The sequence below is a fragment of the Consotaella salsifontis genome (assembly GCF_900167365.1).
GTDB classification, from domain to species: domain Bacteria; phylum Pseudomonadota; class Alphaproteobacteria; order Rhizobiales; family Rhizobiaceae; genus Consotaella; species Consotaella salsifontis.
Map to the genome: position 1 here is coordinate 346,769 of NZ_FUXL01000002.1, position 19,818 is coordinate 366,586.

Here is a 19,818-nt window from a genome sequence, read left to right on the forward strand (position 1 = left end):
TGCCCTTCGCCCCGGTCCATCCTCATGCGCGGCCCCGGCCGTTGACGAAGGCCATGTCGTCCACCGTCAGCGGCAAGTCGCGCAGATCGCGCATCACCAGGAAACGCTCGTTCTCCTCGGCTGTGCGCGTCAGTTCGATACGCACATCGAAACGCTCGCGGAAGGCCGAAAACAGCTCGTCCACCAGAACCTCGGGCGCCGAGGCTCCCGCCGAAACGGCGATGGTGCCGCCGGCGACGATGCCCTCCCAAGGGATGTCCTTCGCCCCCTCCACGAGGGCCGACGCCTGCGCACCGGCGCGCTCAGCGACTTCGACGAGGCGGCGCGAGTTGGATGAGTTGGGCGCGCCGACGATGAGGAACAGATCGGCGCCGGGGGCCGCCGCCTTCACCGCGTCCTGCCGGTTCGTCGTGGCGTAGCAGATCGACTCGGTGGACGGATGCTGAAGGGTCGGGAACTTCGCCTGAAGGGCGGCGATGATCCCCGCCGTGTCTTCGACCGAGAGGGTGGTCTGCGTGACGAAGCCGAGTTCCATGCCTTCAGGCGGCACGAACGTCGCGACGTCCGCCTCCGTCTCGATGAGGGAGACCGTGCCCTCCGGCAGCTGCCCCATCGTGCCGATCACCTCAGGATGGCCCCGATGGCCGATGAGGAGAACATGGCGACCGAGGCGAACATGGCGCATCGCCTGCTTGTGGACCTTCGAGACGAGCGGACAGGTCGCGTCAAGATAGAGGAGCTGGCGCGCCTCGGCCGCGGCCGGCACGGACTTTGGCACGCCATGGGCGGAAAAGACGACCGGCTGCCCGTCGGCAGGGACATCGTCGAGCTCCTCGACGAAAACCGCGCCCATGTTCTTCAGCCCCTCGACCACGTAGCGGTTGTGGACGATCTCATGGCGAACATAGACGGGGGCGCCGTACTTCTTCAGCGCCAGCACGACGATCTGAATGGCGCGATCGACACCGGCGCAAAAACCGCGCGGCTCGCACAGCCGAACCGTCAGCGGGGGCTTGCGGGAAAGATCGGACAAGGCGCGGCTCCAAGGTCGTTCGGTCAGGGCGAATGAAGGGATGGCAGGTGCCGCTGTCAAGAACTCTGTGGGTCGGGTGGATGCCCCCACCTTGTCCTCTGCACCAGCCCGCCCGGCCCTCCTGTCAATTCGAGGGGTTTTGATAAGTCACCGGTAATATGAGCCGGCCGATATTCAATCTACGATATTCGGGAGATCGAAAATGCCCGCGACAAGGGCAGTAACTTCTGACGCTGCTGTGGAAGATCTTGGGCCCGAACGAAGCGGGCATGCAGATCCATCGGCGCCAACCATTTTCCTCCTTGCCGAGCAATACAGGGCCGCAGCCCTGGCGCTCTTTGGATCATCGCGGCCTAGAGTTGCGCTTTCGCACGCGCCCTGGCGTTTGATGGCAGCCCACTCGGTCGAACTCTATCTGAATGCCTTCCTTCTAGCTGCCGGCCTTGATCAGAAATCCATCAGAAAACTGCAACACGATCTGGTGGCGCGTGCGGAACTAGCTGGTGAAAAAGGGCTCGTTCTTCGCAGAAGAACCGTCGGCCACCTCAAGCAGATGATGGAAACACGCGAGTACCTCTCGGTTCGCTACTATCCGCAAGCGTTGGCGAATTTTTTGCCGCCTAGCCGAACCTTCGCAACATTGACCGAAGTCGCAAACAAGACAGCCAAGCTCATCGCCGCCACTGCTGGATCAGTAGAGCACCTATCATCACCAGAAGCACGGCGGCAAGGCCGAACCATGTGATGGCGTACTGAAGATGATTGTTGGGAATGTCGACGATGGTGGCGCCGCCGATGGGATAGCCGCCCGGCGCGGCCCCTTGCCCGGCGTCGATGAAGAAGGGCTCGATATGGACCGTCGGCGATAGATGGAGACCTTTTTCCATGTCGGATAGGCTGCGCCAGAAGAACTGGTTCTTCTCCGGCGCATTGTCCGGCACGAACATGTTCGCCTTTTCGTGAGGCACCGAGCGGGCAAGCCCCGTAACGGTGACGTCGCCCTCGACCTGGCCTTCCGGCCGCCGCGCCGGATCGCGCAACGCATCGGGAACGAAGCCCCGGTTGACGAAGACGGCATGGCTGTCGTCGAGGAGCAGCGGCGTATAGACGTCCCATCCTGGTTCGCCGTCGCGCGTCGCCAGAAAGTAGCGTTCGTCCTCATGGAGGAAGCGGCCGGATACCGTGACCGGCCAATAATCAATGTCACCGCTGTCGTCATAGATAGCGGCGATGCCGGCCAGCGTCGTCGGCGCGGCGTGCATGCGCGCGTCGATGTTGGCGAGCAGTGTCTCCTTCCAATGAAGCCGCTCCACCTGCCAGGTGCCGAGACCGCAGAGGATGCCGAAAAGAACGGCGCCCAGGGCGACGAGCAGCCAGAGCCGACCGCGCGGCATCGGGCGAGCCTGCGCTTCCGGCGAAGAAGCGTTCGTGGGCGTTTCAGTGGAGGTCATGGCTTTCGAGCCGGCCTTCGGCGGCGCGGTGGCGGTATTGCTGGCCGATCATCGCGCCCTTCAAGATGCGCAACAGCGGCAGGCAAAGGATCAGGATCAGCGGAATCCAAAGCGCGAAATGGACCCAGATGGGAGGGCTGTAGGCGACCTCGAGCCAGAGAGCAAGCGCGCAGACGACAACGGAGACCCCGAGAATAACGAAGACCGCCGGCCCATCGCCGGAATCGATGAAGGCATAGTCGAGGCCGCAATTGTCACATCGCCGCGCCGTCGTCAGATAACCGTCGAAGAGATGGCCCTCTCCGCAGCGAGGGCAGCGCCCCCTGGCTCCTCTGGCCATGGCATCTCCTGCCACCGCCGGACCTTCTTCGCTCATGCTGATCTCCGCGACTGCGGTTGATGGTTCCCCAAATAGAAAGGGTGGCCGCCGTGGCGACCACCCCTGTCAAGCAACCGCGAGGATTTCTCAGCCTGCGGCGAGCGGCGCGCCCCAGCCGCCCCAGACATAGATGCAGAAGAACAGGAAAATCCACACCACGTCGACGAAGTGCCAGTACCAGGCCGCCGCCTCAAAGCCGAAGTGCTGCTGAGGCGTGAAGCCGCCATTGATCGCGCGGATCAGGCAGACGGCAAGGAAGATGGTTCCGACGATGACGTGGAAGCCATGGAAGCCGGTCGCCATGAAGAAGGTCGAGCCGTAGATCGATCCCGAGAAGGCGAAGGGCGCGTGGGCGTACTCGTAGAACTGGACGAAGGAGAAGAGAACGCCCAGCACAACCGTCAGCGACAGGCCCGCGATGAGCCCCTTCCGGTCGTTTTCGAGCAGCGCGTGGTGGGCCCAGGTCACGGTGGTGCCGGAGAGCAGCAGCGTGATCGTGTTGAACAGCGGCAGGTGGAGTGGGTCGAGCACTTCCATGCCCGCCGGCGGCCACTGCCCCCCCGTCACCTGCGCGCGAGCCGCCTGGATGGCGTCGCCGGGGAAAAGGGAGGCATCGAAGAACGCCCAGAACCAGGCCACGAAGAACATCACCTCGGAGGCGATGAACATGATCATGCCGTAGCGCAGATGGAGCGAGACGACGCGCGTGTGGGCGCCGGCGCGGCCCTCCTTGATGGTGTCCGACCACCAAGCGTACATGGTGTAGAGGACGATCAGCAGGCCGACGACGAAGATCCACGGCGTGGCGAGATTCATCCCCAGGAACAGGAACTGGTCGCCGCGCGTGTAGCGCATGAGGCCGACCGCCCCGAACAGCATGATGAAGGCCCCCAGAGACGCCAGGAACGGCCACGGGCTCGGGTCGATGATATGGTAGTCGTGGTGCTTGACGTGGGTCTCAGCCATTCTTGCGTTCCGGTCTCTCGTTCCTCCTGGCCCGCCCCTTCGACAGGGCCGGGACGATCTCATTTATCAGGCGGCGAACCGGCGCCCAAAGGCGCCGTCGCGCCAAGTCAAAGCTGGCCCTTGCCGCCTTCCTTGCCGCCAGCCGGCGCCTCGGCGACGGGGCGAGCCTCCTCCTCGATGGGGAAGAAGGTGTAGGACAGCGTAATCGGCGGCAGGCTCGCCATTTCCTCGGTGTCGGCGATGGCGGGATCGATGAAGAAGACGACAGGCATGTCCCGCTCTTCTCCCGGCTCCAGCGTCTGCTCGGTGAAGCAGAAGCAGGCGATCTTGTTGAAGTAGGCACCCGCCGATTCCGGCGTCACGTTGAAGGTGGCCTGAGCCGTGACGCGATGATCCGAATGATTCTTGACGCGATAGGCGATCTGCCGTGCCTCGCCAAGCTTCACGCGCACGGAACGCTGCAGCGGCTGAAACGTCCAGGGAACGCCGGGCGAGGAGTTGGAATCGAAGCGGACCGTGACCTGCTTGTCGGACACTGCGACCGGCGCGCCTTCGGCGCGCTGCGTCGTGCCGCCATAGCCTGTCACCTGACAGAACACACGGTAAAGCGGCACCGAGGCGAAGGCCGCGCCCAGCATGCCGAGGGAAAAGGCGGCGCTGACGATCGCGATGGTCATGCCGCGCCGCCGGGCCTTTGCCTGGCGCTCGGCGACCGTGGAAACGGGCTTATCGTTGGTCATGACGCCCCCATTTTCACCAGCGTGATGACATAGAAGAGGACGACCAGCCCGACCAGAGCCAAGCCGATGGCGATGGACCTCTTGCGCCGTGCCCGCGCTTCGGCCTCCGTCAGACGAATGCGCTCGATCATCATGGTCATGCCCCCACCATCGTCCACGCCCTGGCGACCACAGCCTCACCGAGAAGAAGCGCGAAAAGCGTGAAGAGATAAACGATCGAGAAGCCGAACAGCTTCTTGGCCGCCACCATTTTCACGTCCCCGTCGGGCATCTTCAGAGTGCGGTAGGCGTGGAGGACGAAGATGAGGCCGAGGATGGCCGACGCCACGCCGTACACCGGCCCCGCGAAGCCCAGCACATAGGGCGCGACGCCCACCGGCGCGAGGATGAGGGAATAGGCGAAGATCTGGCGCTTGGTCGACGCCTCTCCGGCGACGTTCGGCATCATCGGCACGCCGGCCGAGCCGTAGTCCTTCAGCTTGAAGAGAGCGAGCGCCCAGAAATGCGGAGGCGTCCACAGGAAGATGATCATGAATAGCGTGATGCTCTCGATCGAAATCGTGCCGGTGGAGCACGCCCAGCCAACCATCGGCGGAAAGGCGCCGGCGGCGCCGCCGATAACGATGTTCTGCGGCGTCGTGCGCTTCAGCAGCATCGTGTAGATCACGGCGTAAAAGAAGATGGTGAAGGCCAAAAGCCCGGCCGCGACGAGATTGACCGTCAGGCCCAGCACCACGACCGAGAAGACCGAGAGCGTCAGACCGAAGGCCAGTGCCTCCCGCCGCTCAATGCGACCGAGGGGGATGGGACGCTTTGCGGTGCGGGCCATCAGCCGATCGATATCGGCATCGTACCACATGTTGAGCGCGCCGGAGGCCCCTGCCCCGATCGCGATGCACAGCATGGCGACTGCGCCAAGCAGCGGGTGGATGTGTCCCGGCGCCACCATGAAGCCGGTGACTGCCGTCAGCATGACCAGCGACATCACCCGTGGCTTCAAAAGAGCGACGTAGTCGCCCGGCTCAGCAAGGCTCACTCCCCTGCTTGGCACCACGGAGGCATCGGCATCGATCAGCGTCACGGCAGACTCCAAACAACAACCATCTAAAGAGAGAGGATCGGCCGCCCATGGATGGCGGCCGATGGCTTTGGCAGAGACTTAGCGCACGCGCGGCAGTTCTTCCCACTGATGGAAGGGCGGCGGCGAGGACAGCTGCCACTCCAGCGTGGTCGCGCCTTCGCCCCAGGGGTTCGGGCCGGCGATGCGCTTCTTGGAGAAGGCTTCCCAGACACCGAAGAGGAAGACCAGCACGGCGAAGCCCGAGATGTAGGACCCCATCGAGGAGACGAAGTTCCAGCCCGCGAAGGCATCCGGGTAGTCGGCATAACGACGGGGCATGCCGGCGGCGCCGAGGAAGTGCTGCGGGAAGAAGACGAGATTAACGCCGATGAAGGTCATCCAGAAGTGAATCTGGCCGATCCGCTCATTGTACATATAGCCCGTGATCTTGGGGAACCAGTAGTACCAGCCGGCGAAAATGGCGAAGACCGCGCCGAGCGACAGAACGTAGTGGAAGTGCGCCACCACATAATACGTGTCGTGCAGGTAGCGATCGATCGACGCGTTGGCGAGCTTGACGCCCGAGACACCTCCGATGGTGAACAGCAGAATGAAGCCCAGCGCCCACAGCATCGGAACGCGGAAGGAGATGGAGCCGCCCCACATGGTGGCGATCCAGGAGAAGATCTTGATGCCGGTGGGGATGGCGATGACCATCGTCGCGAACACGAAATAGCGCTGCGTGTCGAGCGAGATGCCGGTGGTGTACATGTGGTGCGCCCACACGACGAAACCGACGACGCCGATCGCGACCATGGCATAGGCCATGCCGAGATAGCCGAAGATGGGCTTGCGGGAGAAGGTCGAGATGACGTGGCTGATGATGCCGAAGGCCGGCAGGATCAGGATGTAGACCTCGGGATGCCCGAAGAACCAGAAGAGATGCTGGTAGAGGATCGGATCACCGCCGCCGGACGGCGCGAAGAACGTCGTGCCGAAGTTGCGGTCGGTAAGCAGCATGGTGATGGCGCCGGCAAGAACCGGCAAAGACAGGAGCAGCAGGAACGCCGTCACCAGCACGGCCCAGGCGAAGAGCGGCATCTTGTGCAGCGTCATGCCGGGGGCGCGCATGTTGAGAATGGTGGTGATGAAGTTGATGGCGCCGAGGATCGACGAGGCACCTGCGATGTGCAGGCCGAAGATCGCAAGGTCGACGGCGGGCCCAGGATGGCCGCTGACGGAGAGCGGCGGATACATGGTCCATCCGGTTCCCGCACCATTGGAGCCCGGAGCGCCTTCCACGAACATCGATAGGATGAGCAGAAGGAAGGCGGGAACGAGCAGCCAGAACGAGATGTTGTTGAGCCGCGGGAACGCCATGTCCGGCGCGCCGATCATGATCGGGATCATCCAGTTGGCGAAACCGCCGATCAGCGCCGGCATCACCATGAAGAAGATCATGATGAGGCCGTGGGCCGTCGTGAAGACGTTGAACAGCTGCGGATCGCCGAAGATCTGCAACCCCGGCTCCTGGAGCTCCGCCCGCATCGCCACCGAAAGCGCGCCGCCGATGACGCCCGCACAGATGGAGAAGATCAGGTAGAGCGTCCCGATGTCCTTGTGATTGGTCGAATAGACCCAGCGCGTCCAGCCGCGAGGCCTGTGATCGTGGGTGTCGTGGGCGATCGTGTCAGCCATCGTTTTCCCTCTCGAACCTTCCCGCCTAGCGCTTCGCGACCTTGACGGCGCGCTCCGAAGCGATCGCCGCCGTCAGCTGCTTGTTGGCGTCCTCGACATTGGTCGCGGCGGCCTTCAGCCAAGCGTCGAACTGATCCTTCGAAACCACGCGCACGGCGATCGGCATGAAGGCATGATCCTTGCCGCAAAGCTCGGAGCACTGGCCGTAGAAGATCCCCTCCTTCTCGGCGGAGAACCAGTACTCATTGAGCCGCCCCGGAACGGCATCGACCTTGATGCCGAAGGCAGGCACGGCGAAGGAGTGAATGACGTCGTTGGAGGTCGCCAGGACACGAACGATCGTATTGACCGGCACCACCATCTCGTTATCGACGGCGAGAAGTCGCGGATAGGTGGCGAGGTCCTCCTTGCCGGCGTCGGCGCGACCATCGTCCTGAAGCAGAAGAGAATCAAAGGACACCGGCTCGGCGGTGGCCTGGTCCGCGTCGCCGGATGCGGCGGTGGCGGCGGTCTCAGTCTGGTATTCGTAGTTCCAGTACCACTGCAAACCGGTCGCCTTGACCGTCAGCTGCGGGTCGCTCGGCGGATTGTACTGCAGGCTCAAAAGCTGGAACGAGGGCACGGCGATCATCAGGAGGATGATGACCGGCACGACCGTCCAGATCACTTCGATCACGGTGTTGTGGCTCGTGCGCGAGGGCTGGGCGTTGCGGGCCGCAGCGTAGCGGTAGACCACCCAAGCGAGGAGCGCGGCAACGAGAATGACCACCGGAATGATGAAGAACAGCACGTAGGTGTTGAACCAGTGCATCTGCTCGGCGACTGGCGAAAACGACTTCTGCAGTCCGATCGTCCAGTTGTGCGGCTCACCGACCACCGGACCTTCCTGCGCCAGAGCGGGCGCCGCCCCAACAAGCAACGCCAAAGTTGCGACAATCGGTCCCTTCACCCATCAACCTCCCTGATAATTCAGGATTAATCGCACCGGAGAGAGAACCTGACCGGCTCGTTCATGAACTTCGGTTGATATAGATCAATGTGTCGCAGGTCCAGTCCCGCGTGGCGATTTCATGGCCGTCACGACGCAATTTTCACGTGCCTTCCTGAACGATTTCGACCACCCGCTCCTCCGGCGCGGTTCCGTCCGTTGGCCGCTGAAAAAGCCGGAACGAGCGGCGAGCCAGCCCCTCCCTGCCCGATGCTGAGGCTTGCGGGCCGAGCCTTCTTCGCGCACAAGAACCAACGCGAACCGACCCCGGAACGTTCCTTTACGAACGGCAATCCATCTCCCTTGTGGGGCGCGGCTCGAGATCACCGGTCGGGACTGACGATCATGAGAATGAAGTTCACTGCCGCGCTTCTGGCGCTTTTTTCTACGGCGCTGGCACCGTTTCAGGCGAATGCGCAGCTTTCGTTGACGGGCGTCGTGCGCTCGCAACACGGCGGATGGGCGGTGGTCTGCGACACGCCCGCAGGCGCGCCCGGCGAACAATGCATCCTGCGGCAGAGCTTTCTGGCGGCGGACCGGCCCGAGATGGGCCTGACGATCGTCGCCATCAAAACCACGGACGGGAAAGCCAAGCTCCTTCGCGTCATCGCTCCGCTCGGCGTCCTTCTCTATGTTCCCCTGGACGGCGGCAAGAACTGGCTGGGCGGCCTGTCGCTCACGATCGACGGCAACAATCTTGGCAAGGTGCCGTTCGTTCGCTGCTTCAACGACGGCTGCTATGCCGAGGTGCCGCTTGATTCGACGGTGCGCATCGCAGGCAAGGACGTGATGCTGGAGGACGCTCTTTCCAACGGAAAGCGCGCCATCTTCGCGGTCTTCGATACGGTGGACGCGGAAAAGGCCGGCGTCGGCTTCGATGTCGATTTGACGGGATTCGGCGAAGGCTTCAAGGCCTTGCAATAGGCGCCGCGCGGCGCCGGGCTCGCCCGGTCAGCAGACCGGCACCCTGGCAAGGCGCAGCGGGTGACGCCATATTGACGTCACCCTCCTTTCCGGCGCCCTGCCGCGCCTATCCCTAAAGGACTCCTTCATGGCTGCATCCCTGATCGATCGCTTCGACCTTTCCCGCGCCGAGATCGAGACCGCGCTCGGGGATGCGATGCGAGGCGGCGACGATGGCGAACTTTTTCTCGAGCACCACGAATCGGAGTCGCTGGTGTTCGACAATGGCAGGCTGAAGAGCGGCAATTTCGGCACCCAGGAGGGGTTCGGGCTGCGCGTCGTCGCGGGTGAGGCCGTTGGTTACGCCCACTCCGGCGACCTTTCGCGCGGCGGCCTGCTTCGCGCCATCGACGCGGTTGCCGCCGTGAAGACGGGGCGCACGGGGACCTATGCCGAGGCGCCGCAGCGCACGAATCACAAGCTTTACGGCGAGGAGAACCCTATCCCCTCCCCGCCCTTCGAGGACAAGGTGAAACTCCTTCAGGAGATCGACGCCTATCTGCGGGCGAAGGACCCCTCGGTTCGCCAGGTGTCCGTCAGCCTCGGTTCGCAATGGCAAACGGTGGAAATCCTGCGCGCGGACGGGCATCTGGTGAAGGACGTGCGGCCGCTCGTTCGAATCAATGTCTCGGTCGTCGCCGGACGCGGCGATCGTCAGGAAACGGGCTCCTTCGGTGCCGGCGGGCGAACCGGCTTCGGCGCCTTCTTTGTTCAGGATTCATGGCGCGACATCGCGGATCGCGCTCTTCGTCAGGCGTTGGTGAACCTCGAGGCCGTGCCGGCGCCTGCAGGCAGCTTCGACGTGGTGCTTGGCGCCGGCTGGCCGGGGGTGATGCTGCACGAGGCCGTCGGCCACGGACTCGAAGGTGATTTCAACCGCAAGAGACAGTCCGCCTTCGCCGGCCTGATGGGCGAGCAGGTTGCGGCCAAGGGCGTCACGGTCGTCGACGACGGCTCCATCGCCGAGAGACGCGGCTCGCTGACGGTCGATGACGAGGGCACGCCCACCGGACGCACCGTCCTCATCGAGGACGGTCGGTTGGTCGGCTACATGCAGGATCGCCAGAATGCCCGCCTCATGGGCATGCGCCCGACCGGCAACGGTCGGCGCCAATCCTACGCCCACAGCCCCATGCCACGCATGACCAACACCGTCATGCTCGGCGGCGACAAGGCGCCGGAAGAGATCATCGCCTCGGTCAAGGACGGGATTTATGCCGTTTCCTTCGGCGGCGGACAGGTCGACATCACCTCCGGCAAGTTCGTTTTCGGCTGTACCGAGGCCTACCGCATTCGCGACGGCAAGGTGAGCGAGCCGCTCAAGGGGGCGATGCTCATCGGCAACGGCCCCGAGGCCATGCGCAGGATCTCCATGATCGGCAACGACATGGCGCTGGATACCGGCATCGGCATGTGCGGCAAGGCCGGCCAAGGCGTTCCCGTCGGCGTCGGGCAGCCGCACCTGCGCATGAACCAGGTGACGATCGGCGGCACGGAGGCATAACCTCCGGCTGACGCAGCGCTTCAAGCTCGTCTGGAAACCATCATGGACAAGGCGTCATCCATCGTCATACTTACCGGCGCGGGCATCTCGGCCGAATCCGGCATCGAGACCTTCCGCGACCAGGGCGGGCTATGGGCGCGCCACCGCATCGAGGACGTGGCGACGCCCGAAGGCTTCGCCCGCAACCCCGCGCTGGTCCACAGCTTCTACAATGAAAGGCGGCGGTCCGGGCTCGCCGCCAAGCCCAACGCGGCGCACCGCGCCCTCGCCCGCCTTCAAAAGGAGCATGCCGGACGCGTGATCCTTGTCACGCAGAACATCGACAACCTGCACGAACAGGCGGGCTCGACCGGCGTCATCCATATGCACGGAGAATTGACGAAGGTCTTCTGCGCCGCCTGCGGCGCTCGTCAGGACCAGCTGGACGACACGAGCCTCAAGGATATCTGCCCCGCCTGCTCGGCTGTCGGGCAGATGCGTCCAGACATCGTCTGGTTCGGCGAAATTCCCTATCATATGGAAATGATCCAGGCCGCACTCTGGGAGGCGGACGTCTTCATCTCCATCGGCACGTCCGGCGCGGTCTATCCGGCGGCGGGTTTCGTCGCCGAGGCGCGGAGCGCGGGAGCGGAGACCGTCGAGCTCAACCTCGAGCCGTCGGCGGGCTCGAGGTTCTTCAGTGCCGCTCGCTATGGACCGGCGACTCGGGTCGTTCCGGCCTTCGTGGAAGAACTTATCGCCGCTTGAAGCGGTGACGTGGCTCTTAGGAGCGGTTGCTCCCGCTTCTCAAGGAAAGAGCTTTTCCGTGCGCCATTGGTCGGCAGCGTCGTCGCGGTTGTAGACCAGCCTTTCGTGAAGCCGGAACGGGCGATCGCGCCAGAATTCGATCCGGCGCGGGATGAGACGGAAGCCGGACCAGTGTTCGGGGCGAGGAATCTCGCCAACCCCGAATTTCAACGTGAACTGCGCCACCCTCTTTTCCAGGGCATGGCGGCTTTCGAGCGGCCGGGATTGTTCTGAAGCCCACGCACCGATGCGACTGCCACGGGCACGAGACTGGTAGTAGGTGTCCGCCTCCGCATTGGAGACGACCTCCACAGGGCCGCGCAGGCGCACCTGGCGCCGCAACGTCTTCCAATGGAAACACATAGCCGCCTTCGGATTGTTCAGAAGCTGCCGGCCTTTGATGCTCTCGAAATTCGTGTAGAACGTGAAGCCGCGTCGGTCGTATCCCTTGAGGAGCACCATACGCACGTCCGGCATTCCATCATCGTCGACGGTGGCGAGCGAAAGCGCGGTGGGGTCGTTCGGCTCGCTCTTCTCCGCCTCGGCCAACCAGGCGGCGAAGAGATCCAGCGGTTCATCCACCGGGGAAAGTTCATCGTCCGTTAACGGCTCATTGGTCATGTTTCGTCTCGTTCAACAATCGGCCTCGTGCGCCGTGCACGGCGCGCCACTCTATCTGGAGCGCAATGCCCGCGGTCAAAAGCCCCCTCGCCCTTATCCCGCTCATCCTGGCGCTGTCCGGCTGTACCATGTCCGGCAGCGGAATGCAGGGGATGATCGACGACAGCGTCACGACGGGCTCCATCGCTCGGACGCCGGCGCTCGCCCATCCCGCGCCCGAGCAGGACTCCGATAATCAGACGGTTCGCAATGCCGTTTCCGCCGCCGACATCAACGCCGTGGAAGTGCATCCCCTCGCCTGGGCCAATGCCGAAACCGGCACCAAGGGCGAGATCACGGCCATCACCGAGGTCAAGAGCGGCCCGCGCATCTGCCGGACATTCAAGACATCGCGGCAGCGCTTCGACGGGATCGCGCTCTACAAGGGAGAAGCCTGCACGTTCGGCGCTGGTCAGTGGACACTCACCCGCTTCGCCGAGTCAGAGTGAGCCGGACTGCGCCTGGCCGCTTGCCTCTCCTTGTCTGACAGCCGCCATGGCGCGTCGCCCGTAACGCCAGCTCCAGGCAGTCATCACCGCGAAGAAGATGATCCACATGCTCTCGCTGATCGGCAGGAAGACGGCGATGGGCAGAAGCGGAATCAGGACGAGGCGCACACCGGCTTCCACGAAGAGCGCAACGGCCCAGGCCAGGGTGATGGTGCGCAGGACCTGGCGATAGCGCGGCGCCGTCTGCCATAGGTGCTCGGCCTCCTGCCGCGCCTCGCTGTCGCTACCGGCGACGAAATGAAAGACAAGCGGCCTTTCGGCCATGAGCGAAGCGGCGAAGACCATACCGACGACAGCCGTGATCATCGAGCCCTTGGCCAGCATCAGAATTTCTTCATCGAACATGAGAGCGCCGAGCACCGATGCGATCGTCGCCGAGAGCACGATGAGGCCAAGCGCCTGGACGCGGCGGCTCCTGACAAAGTCCAGCAGCACGGAAGCCGCGGGGAAAAGCGCCCCCGCCGACAAAGCCGCCACGGACGACAGGCCGAAGCGGGTCAGGAGAAGATACGTCCCGTAGGGCAGCAGCACGCTGACAATAATATCCTTCAGCATGGACCTTGCCGCTCATTGCGATAGCGGCACGCAGTTTGCCACAACGGCGAGCGCAAAAGGAGCCTCTCAGGCCTGACTCTCAAGATAAGCATGTATTGGCCATCTTAAAAATCAGGCCGTCATGCTCCATATCTTCAGGCAAGACCGGAGCGTCGTCTCTGGATGTTCATGCGTTGTAGCGGGAGAGCCGAAGCTTCATGCGCGATCCATATACCGTTCTCGGAGTGGCCAAGGGCGCCAGCGAGAAGGAAATCAAGTCCGCCTTTCGCAAGCTCGCCAAGAAGTTCCATCCCGACACCAACAGTTCCGATCCCAACGCCAAGACGCGCTTTAACGAGGCCAACCAGGCATACGAGATACTGGGGGACAAGGAGAAGCGCGCCCAGTTCGATCGCGGCGAGATCGACGCCGAGGGAAAGCCGAAATTTCAGGGCTTCTCGGGCTTCGGGCAGCGCGCCGGCGCGCGCCCTGGCTTCGACTATCAGTCGAGCACCCGTGCGGAGGATTTCGCCGGCGGCGAGGCCAGTTTCGCGGACTTTTTCGAACAGGCTTTCGGCGGCGCGGCGGGCGGCGGCGGCTTCCATCCGTTCGGCAGCGCCGGTGGGCGTCGCGGCGGAGCACGCGGTTTCACGGCGGCGCGCAACAGTCCGCCCAAGGGCGAGGACATTCGCGCGACCCTCAAGGTCCGCCTCGAGGACATCGTCTCCGACGCCAAGGTCGAGGCGATCTTTCCGTCGGGCAAGCGACTCGCCATCCGCCTGCCCGACGGCGTCGAGGACGGCCAGACAATCCGTCTTCGCGGCCAGGGGCAGCCCGCCTCCTTCGACGGCGTGCCTGCGGGCGATGCGCTCGTCACCATCGAATTCGTCAAGCATCCGCGTTTCGAGCTGATGGGGCGGGACCTCAAGCTGGAATTGCCCGTACCGCTGGCGGACGCAGTGCTGGGCGGCAAGGTCACGGTCGAGACGTTGGATGGGCGCATCGCCCTCACTGTTCCGCAATGGTCCAACTCCGGGCGCACGCTGAGGATCAAGGGCAAGGGCCTGACGATGAAGGGCGGCGGCCGCGGCGACATTCTCGTCCAGCTCAAGATCGTGCTTCCCGACGCGCCGGATAAGGCGTTGATCGACCTGTTCGAATCCCGGCGTAAAGAGTAGCTTCCCCTTCATCCGCTTGAAGCTCCCCGGAGGCTGTGCCATACCCGCCCGCGCACAGCGGTGGGATGCCACCGGCCTTCATTAAAGGAGCCATGATGGTCCAGTCGAACGGCTTGATGATCGGCAAACGCGGCATCGTCATGGGTGTCGCGAACAATCGTTCGATCGCATGGGGCATCGCCAAGGCCTTGGCCGACCAGGGCGCGGAACTGGCTCTGACCTATCAGGGCGAGGCGCTGAAGAAGCGCGTCGAGCCGCTTGCCGAGGAGCTTGGCGCCTTCGTCGCCGGCCATTGCGACGTGACCGAGGAAGAGACTCTGGACGCGGTCTTTGCGACGCTCGCCGAGCACTGGGGCTCGATCGACTTCCTGGTTCACGCCATCGCCTTTTCGGACAAGGACGAGCTGACGGGCCGCTACGTCGAGACCTCGCGGGACAATTTCCGGAAGACGATGGACATCTCCGTCTATTCCCTGACCGCGCTGGCGGCGCGGGCGGAAAAGCTGATGACGTCCGGCGGGTCGATTCTCACCCTCACCTATTACGGCGCCGAGAAGGTGATGCCCCATTACAACGTGATGGGCGTCGCCAAGGCCGCACTCGAAGCCTCGGTGCGCTATCTCGCCGTCGATCTCGGCGGCAAGGCCATTCGCGTCAACGCGATTTCCGCCGGGCCGATCAAGACGTTGGCGGCATCGGGCATCGGCGACTTCCGCTATATCCTCAAGTGGAACGAGTACAACTCGCCGCTGAAGCGCACGGTGACGATCGACGAGGTGGGACAGTCCGCCCTTTACCTTCTGTCCGACATGTCGAGCGCCGTCACCGGCGAGGTGCACCATGTCGACAGCGGCTATCACACTGTCGGCATGAAGGCGGTGGATGCGCCCGACATCTCGGTCGTCAAGGAATAGCCTGTTGCCGATCCGCCCGCTCGCCGATCTTCCACCGTTCTTTCTCTGCCGCCACGGTCAGACGGACTGGAACGCGGAAGAGCGCATGCAGGGCCAGCGGGATATCGAGCTCAACGAAACCGGGCGGCGGCAAGCCGTCAGGAACGGCCGAAAGCTGCGCGAACTTCTGGGAGAGACGGCGTCGGCCTTCCGCTATGTCTCGAGCCCGCTGTGCCGCAGCACCGAAACCATGAGCCTCATTCGGCGAGAGCTCGGCCTTTCGCCGGACGATTTCCAGATCGACGAGCGCCTCAAGGAAATCCATTTCGGCGACTGGGAAGGCTCGACCTTGCAGGAGCTCTCGCTGGCGGATCACGCGGCGGTCGAGGCGCGCGAGGCCGACAAATGGAACTATGTCCCTCCCGGAGTCGCGGCGGAAAGCTATGAAGCTCTCTCAGTGCGTGTCGCCCCGGTCTTCGACGCGCTGGACGCTCCGTCGATCCTGGTCGCCCACGGCGGCATCATTCGTGTTTTCCTGAAGCTCTACGACAGCATGGCGTCGGCGCGCGCCGCCCATTCGGCCATCCCGCAAGACCGCATTCTGAAGGTCAGCGGCGGACGCGCCGAGTGGATCTGAGAAGATCGCGCGCTTCCGTGCCCTGCCATGCACGCCGGGATGACGGCTGAACGGCTATCCCGCGAAGCCGCCTGCGCTCAAGAAGGCCGCTTCCTCGGCGGTCGTCTCTCGCCCGAGCACGGCATTGCGGTGGGGAAAGCGACCAAAGCGGGCGATGATGTCGAGATGCTCGTCGGCGAAGCGCCGCTGTTGCGGGGCGATACGCGCGACCAGATCCACGCAGCGCCGCTGATCGGCGATATCTTCCGAATGCATGAACGGCAGGCAGAAAAAGAGCGCCAGCTCCCCTTCCACCTGCTTCTCATAGCCGGCGTCCAGCGCCTCCGCCGCGAAGTGGCGGGCGAGCGGATCGGTCGCGAACATGTGCGCGGTGCCGCGAAAGGCATTGCGCGGAAACTGATCGAGCAGGACGACCAGCGCCAGCGCTCCCTCCGCCGTCGCCATCCAGTCATCCAGACGGCGAGCGGCCGCATCCCAATGCGCGCCCGAAAAGCGCGAGCGGAAATCGGCGTCGAAGGCGTCGTCCTTGACGAACCAGTTGTCCGAGGCTCCCCGCCAAAAGGTGACGATCGCGGAAGCGACCGTGAGCGGCGTCGCTTGACCGGTCATGGCAGTGCCTCCGCCCCCGCGCGGTCGCGCGGAAGGGAGCGCCCGAATCGACGTTGGCGGCCGAGGACGGGAGGAGCCTCGGCCGAAGGCCACGCGATGGCGATCACGCGATTACGCGACATCGCTCTCGGCATAGATGAAATAGACTTCCATGCCGGTTTCGACGGCGGCATAGTCGAAATCCTCAGGGAGAAGATAAACGCTGCCATCCTCGAGAGTCAGGGCAGCTTGGTCCCTGTCGATCTTGACGATACGACCGCCGGTTTCCTCGGCCATAGCCGGGATGGTCAGTGCCACGCAAAGAAACGACGCAGCAAAAAAGGCTACAATTTTTCTAGCCAAGTCGAGAACCTCCGTTCTACCCCTGGTTCTTGCCACGCGACGGGAAGGCCGCAAACTCAAATTCGAAGCAGTGCGTCGCGTCAGCCGCGACCTGTTCAAGGTTGATCTAAATTGTGGCATTAAGACGAGCCAGCATGTTTAATAATCGGTTACTTTGTGACGTTTCGTTACCGCCTGAATTGACCGCGTGTTCACCCTCGCTTTAAACGCGGTCCAACCTCTCGCTCTTCGGGACGCCTCTCATGTCGCACAACAGCTTTGGCCATCTTTTCCGCGTGACCACCTGGGGCGAAAGCCACGGCCCGGCGATCGGCGCCGTGGTGGATGGCATGCCGCCGAACATCCCCTTCACCGAGGCCGAGATTCAGACCTATCTGGATAAGCGCCGCCCCGGCCAGTCGCGCTACACGACGCAGCGGCAGGAGGCCGACAGGGTGCGTGTGCTGTCCGGTGCCATGCTTGGCAGCGCCGAGGGTGAATTCGTCTCCACCGGAACGCCGATCTCGCTCATGATCGAGAATATCGATCAACGCTCGAAAGACTACTCCGATATCGCCCAGCGCTATCGGCCCGGCCATGCCGACATCACCTACGACATGAAATACGGCATCCGCGACTATCGCGGCGGCGGGCGCTCCTCGGCGCGCGAGACGGCCTGCCGCGTGGCGGCCGGGGCTTTGGCGCGCAAGGTGGTTCCGGGCGTCGTCGTGCGCGGCGCGCTCGTCCAGATCGGTGACATTGAGATCGATCGCGCCCGCTGGGACTGGGAAGAGGCGGACCGCAATCCGTTCTTCTGTCCGGATGCGGAGACGGCGGGGAGATGGGCCGAATTCCTGGATGCGGTTCGCAAGCGCGGCTCCTCCGTCGGCGCGGTGATCGAAGTCGTCGCGGAGGGCGTTCCGTCGGGCCTGGGCGCGCCGCTCTACGGCAAGCTCGATCAGGATATTGCTGGCGCGCTGATGTCGATCAACGCGGTCAAGGGCGTCGAGATCGGCAACGGCTTCGCCGCCGCGACGCTGTCCGGCGAGGACAACGCCGACGAAATCCGTCGGGGGCCGGACGGCAAGCCTCATTTCCTCTCAAACAACGCCGGCGGCATTCTCGGCGGCATCTCCACAGGACAGCCTGTCGTCGCGCGCTTCGCGGTCAAGCCGACATCGTCCATCCTGACGCCGCGCAAATCGATCGACGCCGAGGGCAACGAGGTCGAGGTGATGACCAAGGGGCGGCACGACCCCTGCGTCGGCATTCGGGCCGTACCCATTGGCGAGGCCATGGTGGCCTGCGTGCTGGCGGATCATTATCTGCGGCATCGGGGGCAGACGGGCCAGGGATAAGAGCTCCCATTCGCGATCTTTCAGCCATTGGAAGAGTTCTTGTTCCGCGCTAGTTCTTTGATATGCACACGCGGCTCTACCATGACCCGATCTTTTCGGAACATCTGACAGGTCCGGGCCATCCCGAGAGCCCCGAACGCATGAAGGCGCTGGACGCCGCGTTCGAGGCCGAGGCCTTCCATTATCTCGACAGGGCGCTCGCCCCCGAGGGCTCGCTGGAGGACGTAGAGCGCTGTCATCCCCAGGAGTACATCCGCAAGATCGCCAAGGCCGTGCCCGAGGAAGGCATGACGCGCCTGCAATACGACACGGTGTTGAGCCCCCAGAGCTTCAGCGCCGCGCTTCACGGCGTGGGCGCGGCCTGCGCCGGTGTCGACGACATCATGAAGGGCGAGGCCAGCAACGTCTTCGTCGCCGCGCGACCGCCGGGGCACCACGCGGAGAAGGCTGCGGCCATGGGCTTTTGCCTGTTCAACACGGCGGCGATCGCCGCGCGCCATGCCCAGGCCGTTCATGGGCTGGAGCGCGTCGCAATCATCGACTGGGACCTTCACCACGGCAACGGAACGCAGGACCTCTTCTGGAGCGACCCCGGCGTCCTCTACGCCTCGACGCATGAAATGCCGCTCTTTCCCGGCACCGGTGCCAAGGGCGAAACCGGCGCCGGCAACATTGTCAATGCGCCGCTCGCGGCGGGAGACGGCGGCGAGATTTTCCGTGAGGCATTCAAGGCCCGAGTTCTGCCGGCACTCCATAATTTCCGGCCCGATCTCGTCATCATCTCGGCCGGCTTCGACGCCCACTATCGCGACCCTCTGGGCCATCTCAAGCTGGTCGAGGCCGATTTTGACTGGGCGACCGGCCGACTTCTCGACATTGCCGACCGATATTGCGATGGTCGACTCCTCAGCGTGCTCGAAGGAGGGTATGACCTCGTCGGGCTCGCCAAGTCGGCGGCCGTGCATGTCCAGCGGCTGATGACGGGGTAAAGCGCCACCCTCAGACGATACGCGGCAGGAGAGGCTTTAAGCCGCTTCGAGAACTCTTTTAAGCTTGACCGGCACCTGCGAAAGGCGGCGCGGGCAAGAACACGCACCAAACAATGGAATTCCATGAGCGAGACAACCGAACAGTCCCTGCCGGCCGACGACTCCGATATCCGCAGGATGACCTTCGAAGAGGCTCTGGCGGCCCTTGAGCGAATTGTCGCCGATCTCGAGCATGGCGAAGTCCCTCTTGATCGGTCGATCCGCATCTATGAGCGCGGCGAGAAGCTGAAGAACCACTGCGAGCGTCTTCTTTCCGCCGCCGAAGACAGGATCGAGAAGATCAAGCTGTCGCGGACGGGCAAGCCCGAGGGGACGGAACCGCTGGATCTCGGCTAACCCCTGCGAACCGTATTTCCAATGCCGTGACTTGAAATCTGCTTTACCGGGTTGATTGTCGTGGTTTGGAAACGATCTTAAGAAGAACTCGCGCCGGGTGCGGACACCGTGCCGGCGCTTCTGGCGGAGGCTGAAGCTCAAGGGCATCCGGCACTTCGTTATCCTG

The 19,818-nt window shown here is 63.7% G+C and carries 24 protein-coding genes; 11 read left to right on the plus strand and 13 right to left on the minus strand.

The features are described 5' to 3' along the window. Window positions 1-22: 22 nt before the first annotated feature. Window positions 23-1,033: a 4-hydroxy-3-methylbut-2-enyl diphosphate reductase gene (ispH, locus tag B5D38_RS03675; RefSeq protein ID WP_078706990.1), complete on the minus strand. Its 1,011-nt coding sequence runs from the start codon at window positions 1,031-1,033 to the stop codon at window positions 23-25. A 202-nt stretch (window positions 1,034-1,235) separates the two neighbouring features. On the opposite strand from ispH, the gene B5D38_RS21985 reads away from it, so the two are divergent. After that, window positions 1,236-1,778, plus strand: coding sequence for a hypothetical protein (locus B5D38_RS21985; protein WP_131829860.1), 543 nt, complete (start codon window positions 1,236-1,238; stop codon window positions 1,776-1,778). Here B5D38_RS21985 and B5D38_RS03680 read toward each other — a convergent pair. From B5D38_RS03680 to coxB, 8 genes are all read right to left on the minus strand, one after another. Beyond that, a complete protein-coding gene (locus B5D38_RS03680; RefSeq protein WP_342587341.1) occupies window positions 1,705-2,484 on the minus strand; it encodes an SURF1 family protein in 780 nt (259 codons plus the stop codon). The two genes, B5D38_RS21985 and B5D38_RS03680, sit on opposite strands and share 74 nt — an antisense overlap. After that, window positions 2,471-2,860, minus strand: coding sequence for a DUF983 domain-containing protein (locus tag B5D38_RS03685; RefSeq protein ID WP_078706991.1), 390 nt, complete (start codon window positions 2,858-2,860; stop codon window positions 2,471-2,473). Before B5D38_RS03685 ends, B5D38_RS03680 begins: the two co-directional genes overlap by 14 nt. 90 nt (window positions 2,861-2,950) lie before the next feature. After that, window positions 2,951-3,829 (minus strand): cytochrome c oxidase subunit 3, encoded by an 879-nt coding sequence (locus tag B5D38_RS03690; protein ID WP_078706992.1) that lies wholly within the window; start codon window positions 3,827-3,829, stop codon window positions 2,951-2,953. Between the two features lie 107 nt (window positions 3,830-3,936). Beyond that, on the minus strand, window positions 3,937-4,569 hold the full coding sequence (locus B5D38_RS03695) for a cytochrome c oxidase assembly protein (protein WP_078706993.1): 633 nt from the start codon (window positions 4,567-4,569) through the stop codon (window positions 3,937-3,939). Continuing rightward, a complete protein-coding gene (locus B5D38_RS22160; protein WP_165690760.1) occupies window positions 4,566-4,709 on the minus strand; it encodes a hypothetical protein in 144 nt (47 codons plus the stop codon). Before B5D38_RS22160 ends, B5D38_RS03695 begins: the two co-directional genes overlap by 4 nt. Continuing rightward, window positions 4,706-5,650: a heme o synthase gene (cyoE, locus tag B5D38_RS03700; RefSeq protein WP_078707121.1), complete on the minus strand. Its 945-nt coding sequence runs from the start codon at window positions 5,648-5,650 to the stop codon at window positions 4,706-4,708. The genes B5D38_RS22160 and cyoE overlap by 4 nt, the downstream gene beginning before the upstream one ends. 78 nt (window positions 5,651-5,728) lie before the next feature. Then, the gene (ctaD, locus tag B5D38_RS03705) at window positions 5,729-7,327 is read right to left on the minus strand and encodes a cytochrome c oxidase subunit I (protein ID WP_078706994.1); all 1,599 of its coding nucleotides are present in this window, start codon (window positions 7,325-7,327) and stop codon (window positions 5,729-5,731) included. Between the two features lie 25 nt (window positions 7,328-7,352). Next, window positions 7,353-8,276: a cytochrome c oxidase subunit II gene (gene coxB / locus B5D38_RS03710; RefSeq protein ID WP_425349307.1), complete on the minus strand. Its 924-nt coding sequence runs from the start codon at window positions 8,274-8,276 to the stop codon at window positions 7,353-7,355. A gap of 390 nt (window positions 8,277-8,666) precedes the next feature. Here coxB and B5D38_RS03715 point away from each other — a divergent pair, with 390 nt between their 5' ends. The 3 genes from B5D38_RS03715 (at window position 8,667) to B5D38_RS03725 (ending at window position 11,529) form a co-directional block, all read left to right on the plus strand. Continuing rightward, window positions 8,667-9,239, plus strand: a complete 573-nt coding sequence (locus B5D38_RS03715) for an invasion associated locus B family protein (RefSeq protein ID WP_342587342.1) — start codon at window positions 8,667-8,669, stop codon at window positions 9,237-9,239. A gap of 127 nt (window positions 9,240-9,366) precedes the next feature. Then, window positions 9,367-10,782 carry a metalloprotease TldD gene (tldD, locus tag B5D38_RS03720; protein WP_078706996.1) on the plus strand — a complete coding sequence of 472 codons (1,416 nt, stop codon included), beginning with the start codon at window positions 9,367-9,369 and terminating at the stop codon, window positions 10,780-10,782. Window positions 10,783-10,824: 42 nt separating this feature from the next. Beyond that, window positions 10,825-11,529 (plus strand): NAD-dependent deacylase, encoded by a 705-nt coding sequence (locus B5D38_RS03725; protein WP_078706997.1) that lies wholly within the window; start codon window positions 10,825-10,827, stop codon window positions 11,527-11,529. 39 nt (window positions 11,530-11,568) lie between these two features. Here B5D38_RS03725 and pdxH read toward each other — a convergent pair whose 3' ends face one another. Then, the gene (pdxH, locus tag B5D38_RS03730) at window positions 11,569-12,189 is read right to left on the minus strand and encodes a pyridoxamine 5'-phosphate oxidase (RefSeq protein ID WP_078706998.1); all 621 of its coding nucleotides are present in this window, start codon (window positions 12,187-12,189) and stop codon (window positions 11,569-11,571) included. Between the two features lie 65 nt (window positions 12,190-12,254). Here pdxH and B5D38_RS03735 point away from each other — a divergent pair, with 65 nt between their 5' ends. After that, window positions 12,255-12,677: an RT0821/Lpp0805 family surface protein gene (locus B5D38_RS03735; protein ID WP_078706999.1), complete on the plus strand. Its 423-nt coding sequence runs from the start codon at window positions 12,255-12,257 to the stop codon at window positions 12,675-12,677. Here B5D38_RS03735 and B5D38_RS03740 read toward each other — a convergent pair. Beyond that, window positions 12,669-13,292 (minus strand): VC0807 family protein, encoded by a 624-nt coding sequence (locus B5D38_RS03740; protein WP_078707000.1) that lies wholly within the window; start codon window positions 13,290-13,292, stop codon window positions 12,669-12,671. The two genes, B5D38_RS03735 and B5D38_RS03740, sit on opposite strands and share 9 nt — an antisense overlap. A gap of 197 nt (window positions 13,293-13,489) precedes the next feature. Between B5D38_RS03740 and B5D38_RS03745 the strand changes: the two genes are divergently transcribed. The 3 genes from B5D38_RS03745 to B5D38_RS03755 all read left to right on the plus strand — a co-directional run bounded on the left by B5D38_RS03745 (window position 13,490) and on the right by B5D38_RS03755 (window position 15,979). Beyond that, the gene (locus tag B5D38_RS03745; protein WP_078707001.1) at window positions 13,490-14,449 is read left to right on the plus strand and encodes a DnaJ C-terminal domain-containing protein; all 960 of its coding nucleotides are present in this window, start codon (window positions 13,490-13,492) and stop codon (window positions 14,447-14,449) included. 95 nt (window positions 14,450-14,544) lie between these two features. Beyond that, window positions 14,545-15,363, plus strand: a complete 819-nt coding sequence (fabI, locus tag B5D38_RS03750) for an enoyl-ACP reductase FabI (protein ID WP_078707123.1) — start codon at window positions 14,545-14,547, stop codon at window positions 15,361-15,363. A gap of 4 nt (window positions 15,364-15,367) precedes the next feature. After that, complete coding sequence (locus B5D38_RS03755; RefSeq protein WP_245318782.1) at window positions 15,368-15,979, plus strand: histidine phosphatase family protein; 612 nt, start codon at window positions 15,368-15,370, stop codon at window positions 15,977-15,979. 54 nt (window positions 15,980-16,033) lie between these two features. On the opposite strand, the gene B5D38_RS03760 is transcribed toward B5D38_RS03755, so the two are convergent. Next, a complete protein-coding gene (locus tag B5D38_RS03760; RefSeq protein ID WP_078707003.1) occupies window positions 16,034-16,588 on the minus strand; it encodes a DUF924 family protein in 555 nt (184 codons plus the stop codon). Between the two features lie 111 nt (window positions 16,589-16,699). Continuing rightward, window positions 16,700-16,885, minus strand: coding sequence for a DUF1344 domain-containing protein (locus B5D38_RS03765; protein ID WP_245318784.1), 186 nt, complete (start codon window positions 16,883-16,885; stop codon window positions 16,700-16,702). A gap of 287 nt (window positions 16,886-17,172) precedes the next feature. Between B5D38_RS03765 and aroC the strand changes: the two genes are divergently transcribed. The 3 genes from aroC to B5D38_RS03780 all read left to right on the plus strand — a co-directional run bounded on the left by aroC (window position 17,173) and on the right by B5D38_RS03780 (window position 19,652). Continuing rightward, window positions 17,173-18,267 carry a chorismate synthase gene (aroC, locus tag B5D38_RS03770; protein WP_078707005.1) on the plus strand — a complete coding sequence of 365 codons (1,095 nt, stop codon included), beginning with the start codon at window positions 17,173-17,175 and terminating at the stop codon, window positions 18,265-18,267. A 62-nt stretch (window positions 18,268-18,329) separates the two neighbouring features. After that, entirely contained in the window at window positions 18,330-19,256 is a 927-nt protein-coding gene (locus B5D38_RS03775) for a histone deacetylase family protein (RefSeq protein ID WP_078707006.1), read from the plus strand. A gap of 123 nt (window positions 19,257-19,379) precedes the next feature. Then, window positions 19,380-19,652 (plus strand): exodeoxyribonuclease VII small subunit, encoded by a 273-nt coding sequence (locus B5D38_RS03780; RefSeq protein WP_078707007.1) that lies wholly within the window; start codon window positions 19,380-19,382, stop codon window positions 19,650-19,652. The last annotated feature ends 166 nt before the right edge of the window (window positions 19,653-19,818 follow it).

What these genes read in the sequence shown, in the direction of transcription:
- B5D38_RS03695 (WP_078706993.1), bottom strand. Translation starts at nt 4,569, where the DNA reads ATGACCAACGATAAGCCCGTTTCCACGGTCGCCGAGCGCCAGGCAAAG.
- fabI (WP_078707123.1), top strand. Translation starts at nt 14,545, where the DNA reads ATGGTCCAGTCGAACGGCTTGATGATCGGCAAACGCGGCATCGTCATG.
- B5D38_RS03685 (WP_078706991.1), bottom strand. Translation starts at nt 2,860, where the DNA reads ATGAGCGAAGAAGGTCCGGCGGTGGCAGGAGATGCCATGGCCAGAGGA.
- B5D38_RS03725 (WP_078706997.1), top strand. Translation starts at nt 10,825, where the DNA reads ATGGACAAGGCGTCATCCATCGTCATACTTACCGGCGCGGGCATCTCG.
- B5D38_RS21985 (WP_131829860.1), top strand. Translation starts at nt 1,236, where the DNA reads ATGCCCGCGACAAGGGCAGTAACTTCTGACGCTGCTGTGGAAGATCTT.
- aroC (WP_078707005.1), top strand. Translation starts at nt 17,173, where the DNA reads ATGTCGCACAACAGCTTTGGCCATCTTTTCCGCGTGACCACCTGGGGC.
- B5D38_RS03715 (WP_342587342.1), top strand. Translation starts at nt 8,667, where the DNA reads ATGAAGTTCACTGCCGCGCTTCTGGCGCTTTTTTCTACGGCGCTGGCA.
- pdxH (WP_078706998.1), bottom strand. Translation starts at nt 12,189, where the DNA reads ATGACCAATGAGCCGTTAACGGACGATGAACTTTCCCCGGTGGATGAA.
- tldD (WP_078706996.1), top strand. Translation starts at nt 9,367, where the DNA reads ATGGCTGCATCCCTGATCGATCGCTTCGACCTTTCCCGCGCCGAGATC.
- B5D38_RS03735 (WP_078706999.1), top strand. Translation starts at nt 12,255, where the DNA reads ATGCCCGCGGTCAAAAGCCCCCTCGCCCTTATCCCGCTCATCCTGGCG.
- B5D38_RS03760 (WP_078707003.1), bottom strand. Translation starts at nt 16,588, where the DNA reads ATGACCGGTCAAGCGACGCCGCTCACGGTCGCTTCCGCGATCGTCACC.
- B5D38_RS03745 (WP_078707001.1), top strand. Translation starts at nt 13,490, where the DNA reads ATGCGCGATCCATATACCGTTCTCGGAGTGGCCAAGGGCGCCAGCGAG.
- B5D38_RS03780 (WP_078707007.1), top strand. Translation starts at nt 19,380, where the DNA reads ATGAGCGAGACAACCGAACAGTCCCTGCCGGCCGACGACTCCGATATC.
- B5D38_RS03740 (WP_078707000.1), bottom strand. Translation starts at nt 13,292, where the DNA reads ATGCTGAAGGATATTATTGTCAGCGTGCTGCTGCCCTACGGGACGTAT.
- B5D38_RS22160 (WP_165690760.1), bottom strand. Translation starts at nt 4,709, where the DNA reads ATGACCATGATGATCGAGCGCATTCGTCTGACGGAGGCCGAAGCGCGG.
- B5D38_RS03690 (WP_078706992.1), bottom strand. Translation starts at nt 3,829, where the DNA reads ATGGCTGAGACCCACGTCAAGCACCACGACTACCATATCATCGACCCG.
- ctaD (WP_078706994.1), bottom strand. Translation starts at nt 7,327, where the DNA reads ATGGCTGACACGATCGCCCACGACACCCACGATCACAGGCCTCGCGGC.
- B5D38_RS03775 (WP_078707006.1), top strand. Translation starts at nt 18,330, where the DNA reads ATGCACACGCGGCTCTACCATGACCCGATCTTTTCGGAACATCTGACA.
- B5D38_RS03680 (WP_342587341.1), bottom strand. Translation starts at nt 2,484, where the DNA reads ATGACCTCCACTGAAACGCCCACGAACGCTTCTTCGCCGGAAGCGCAG.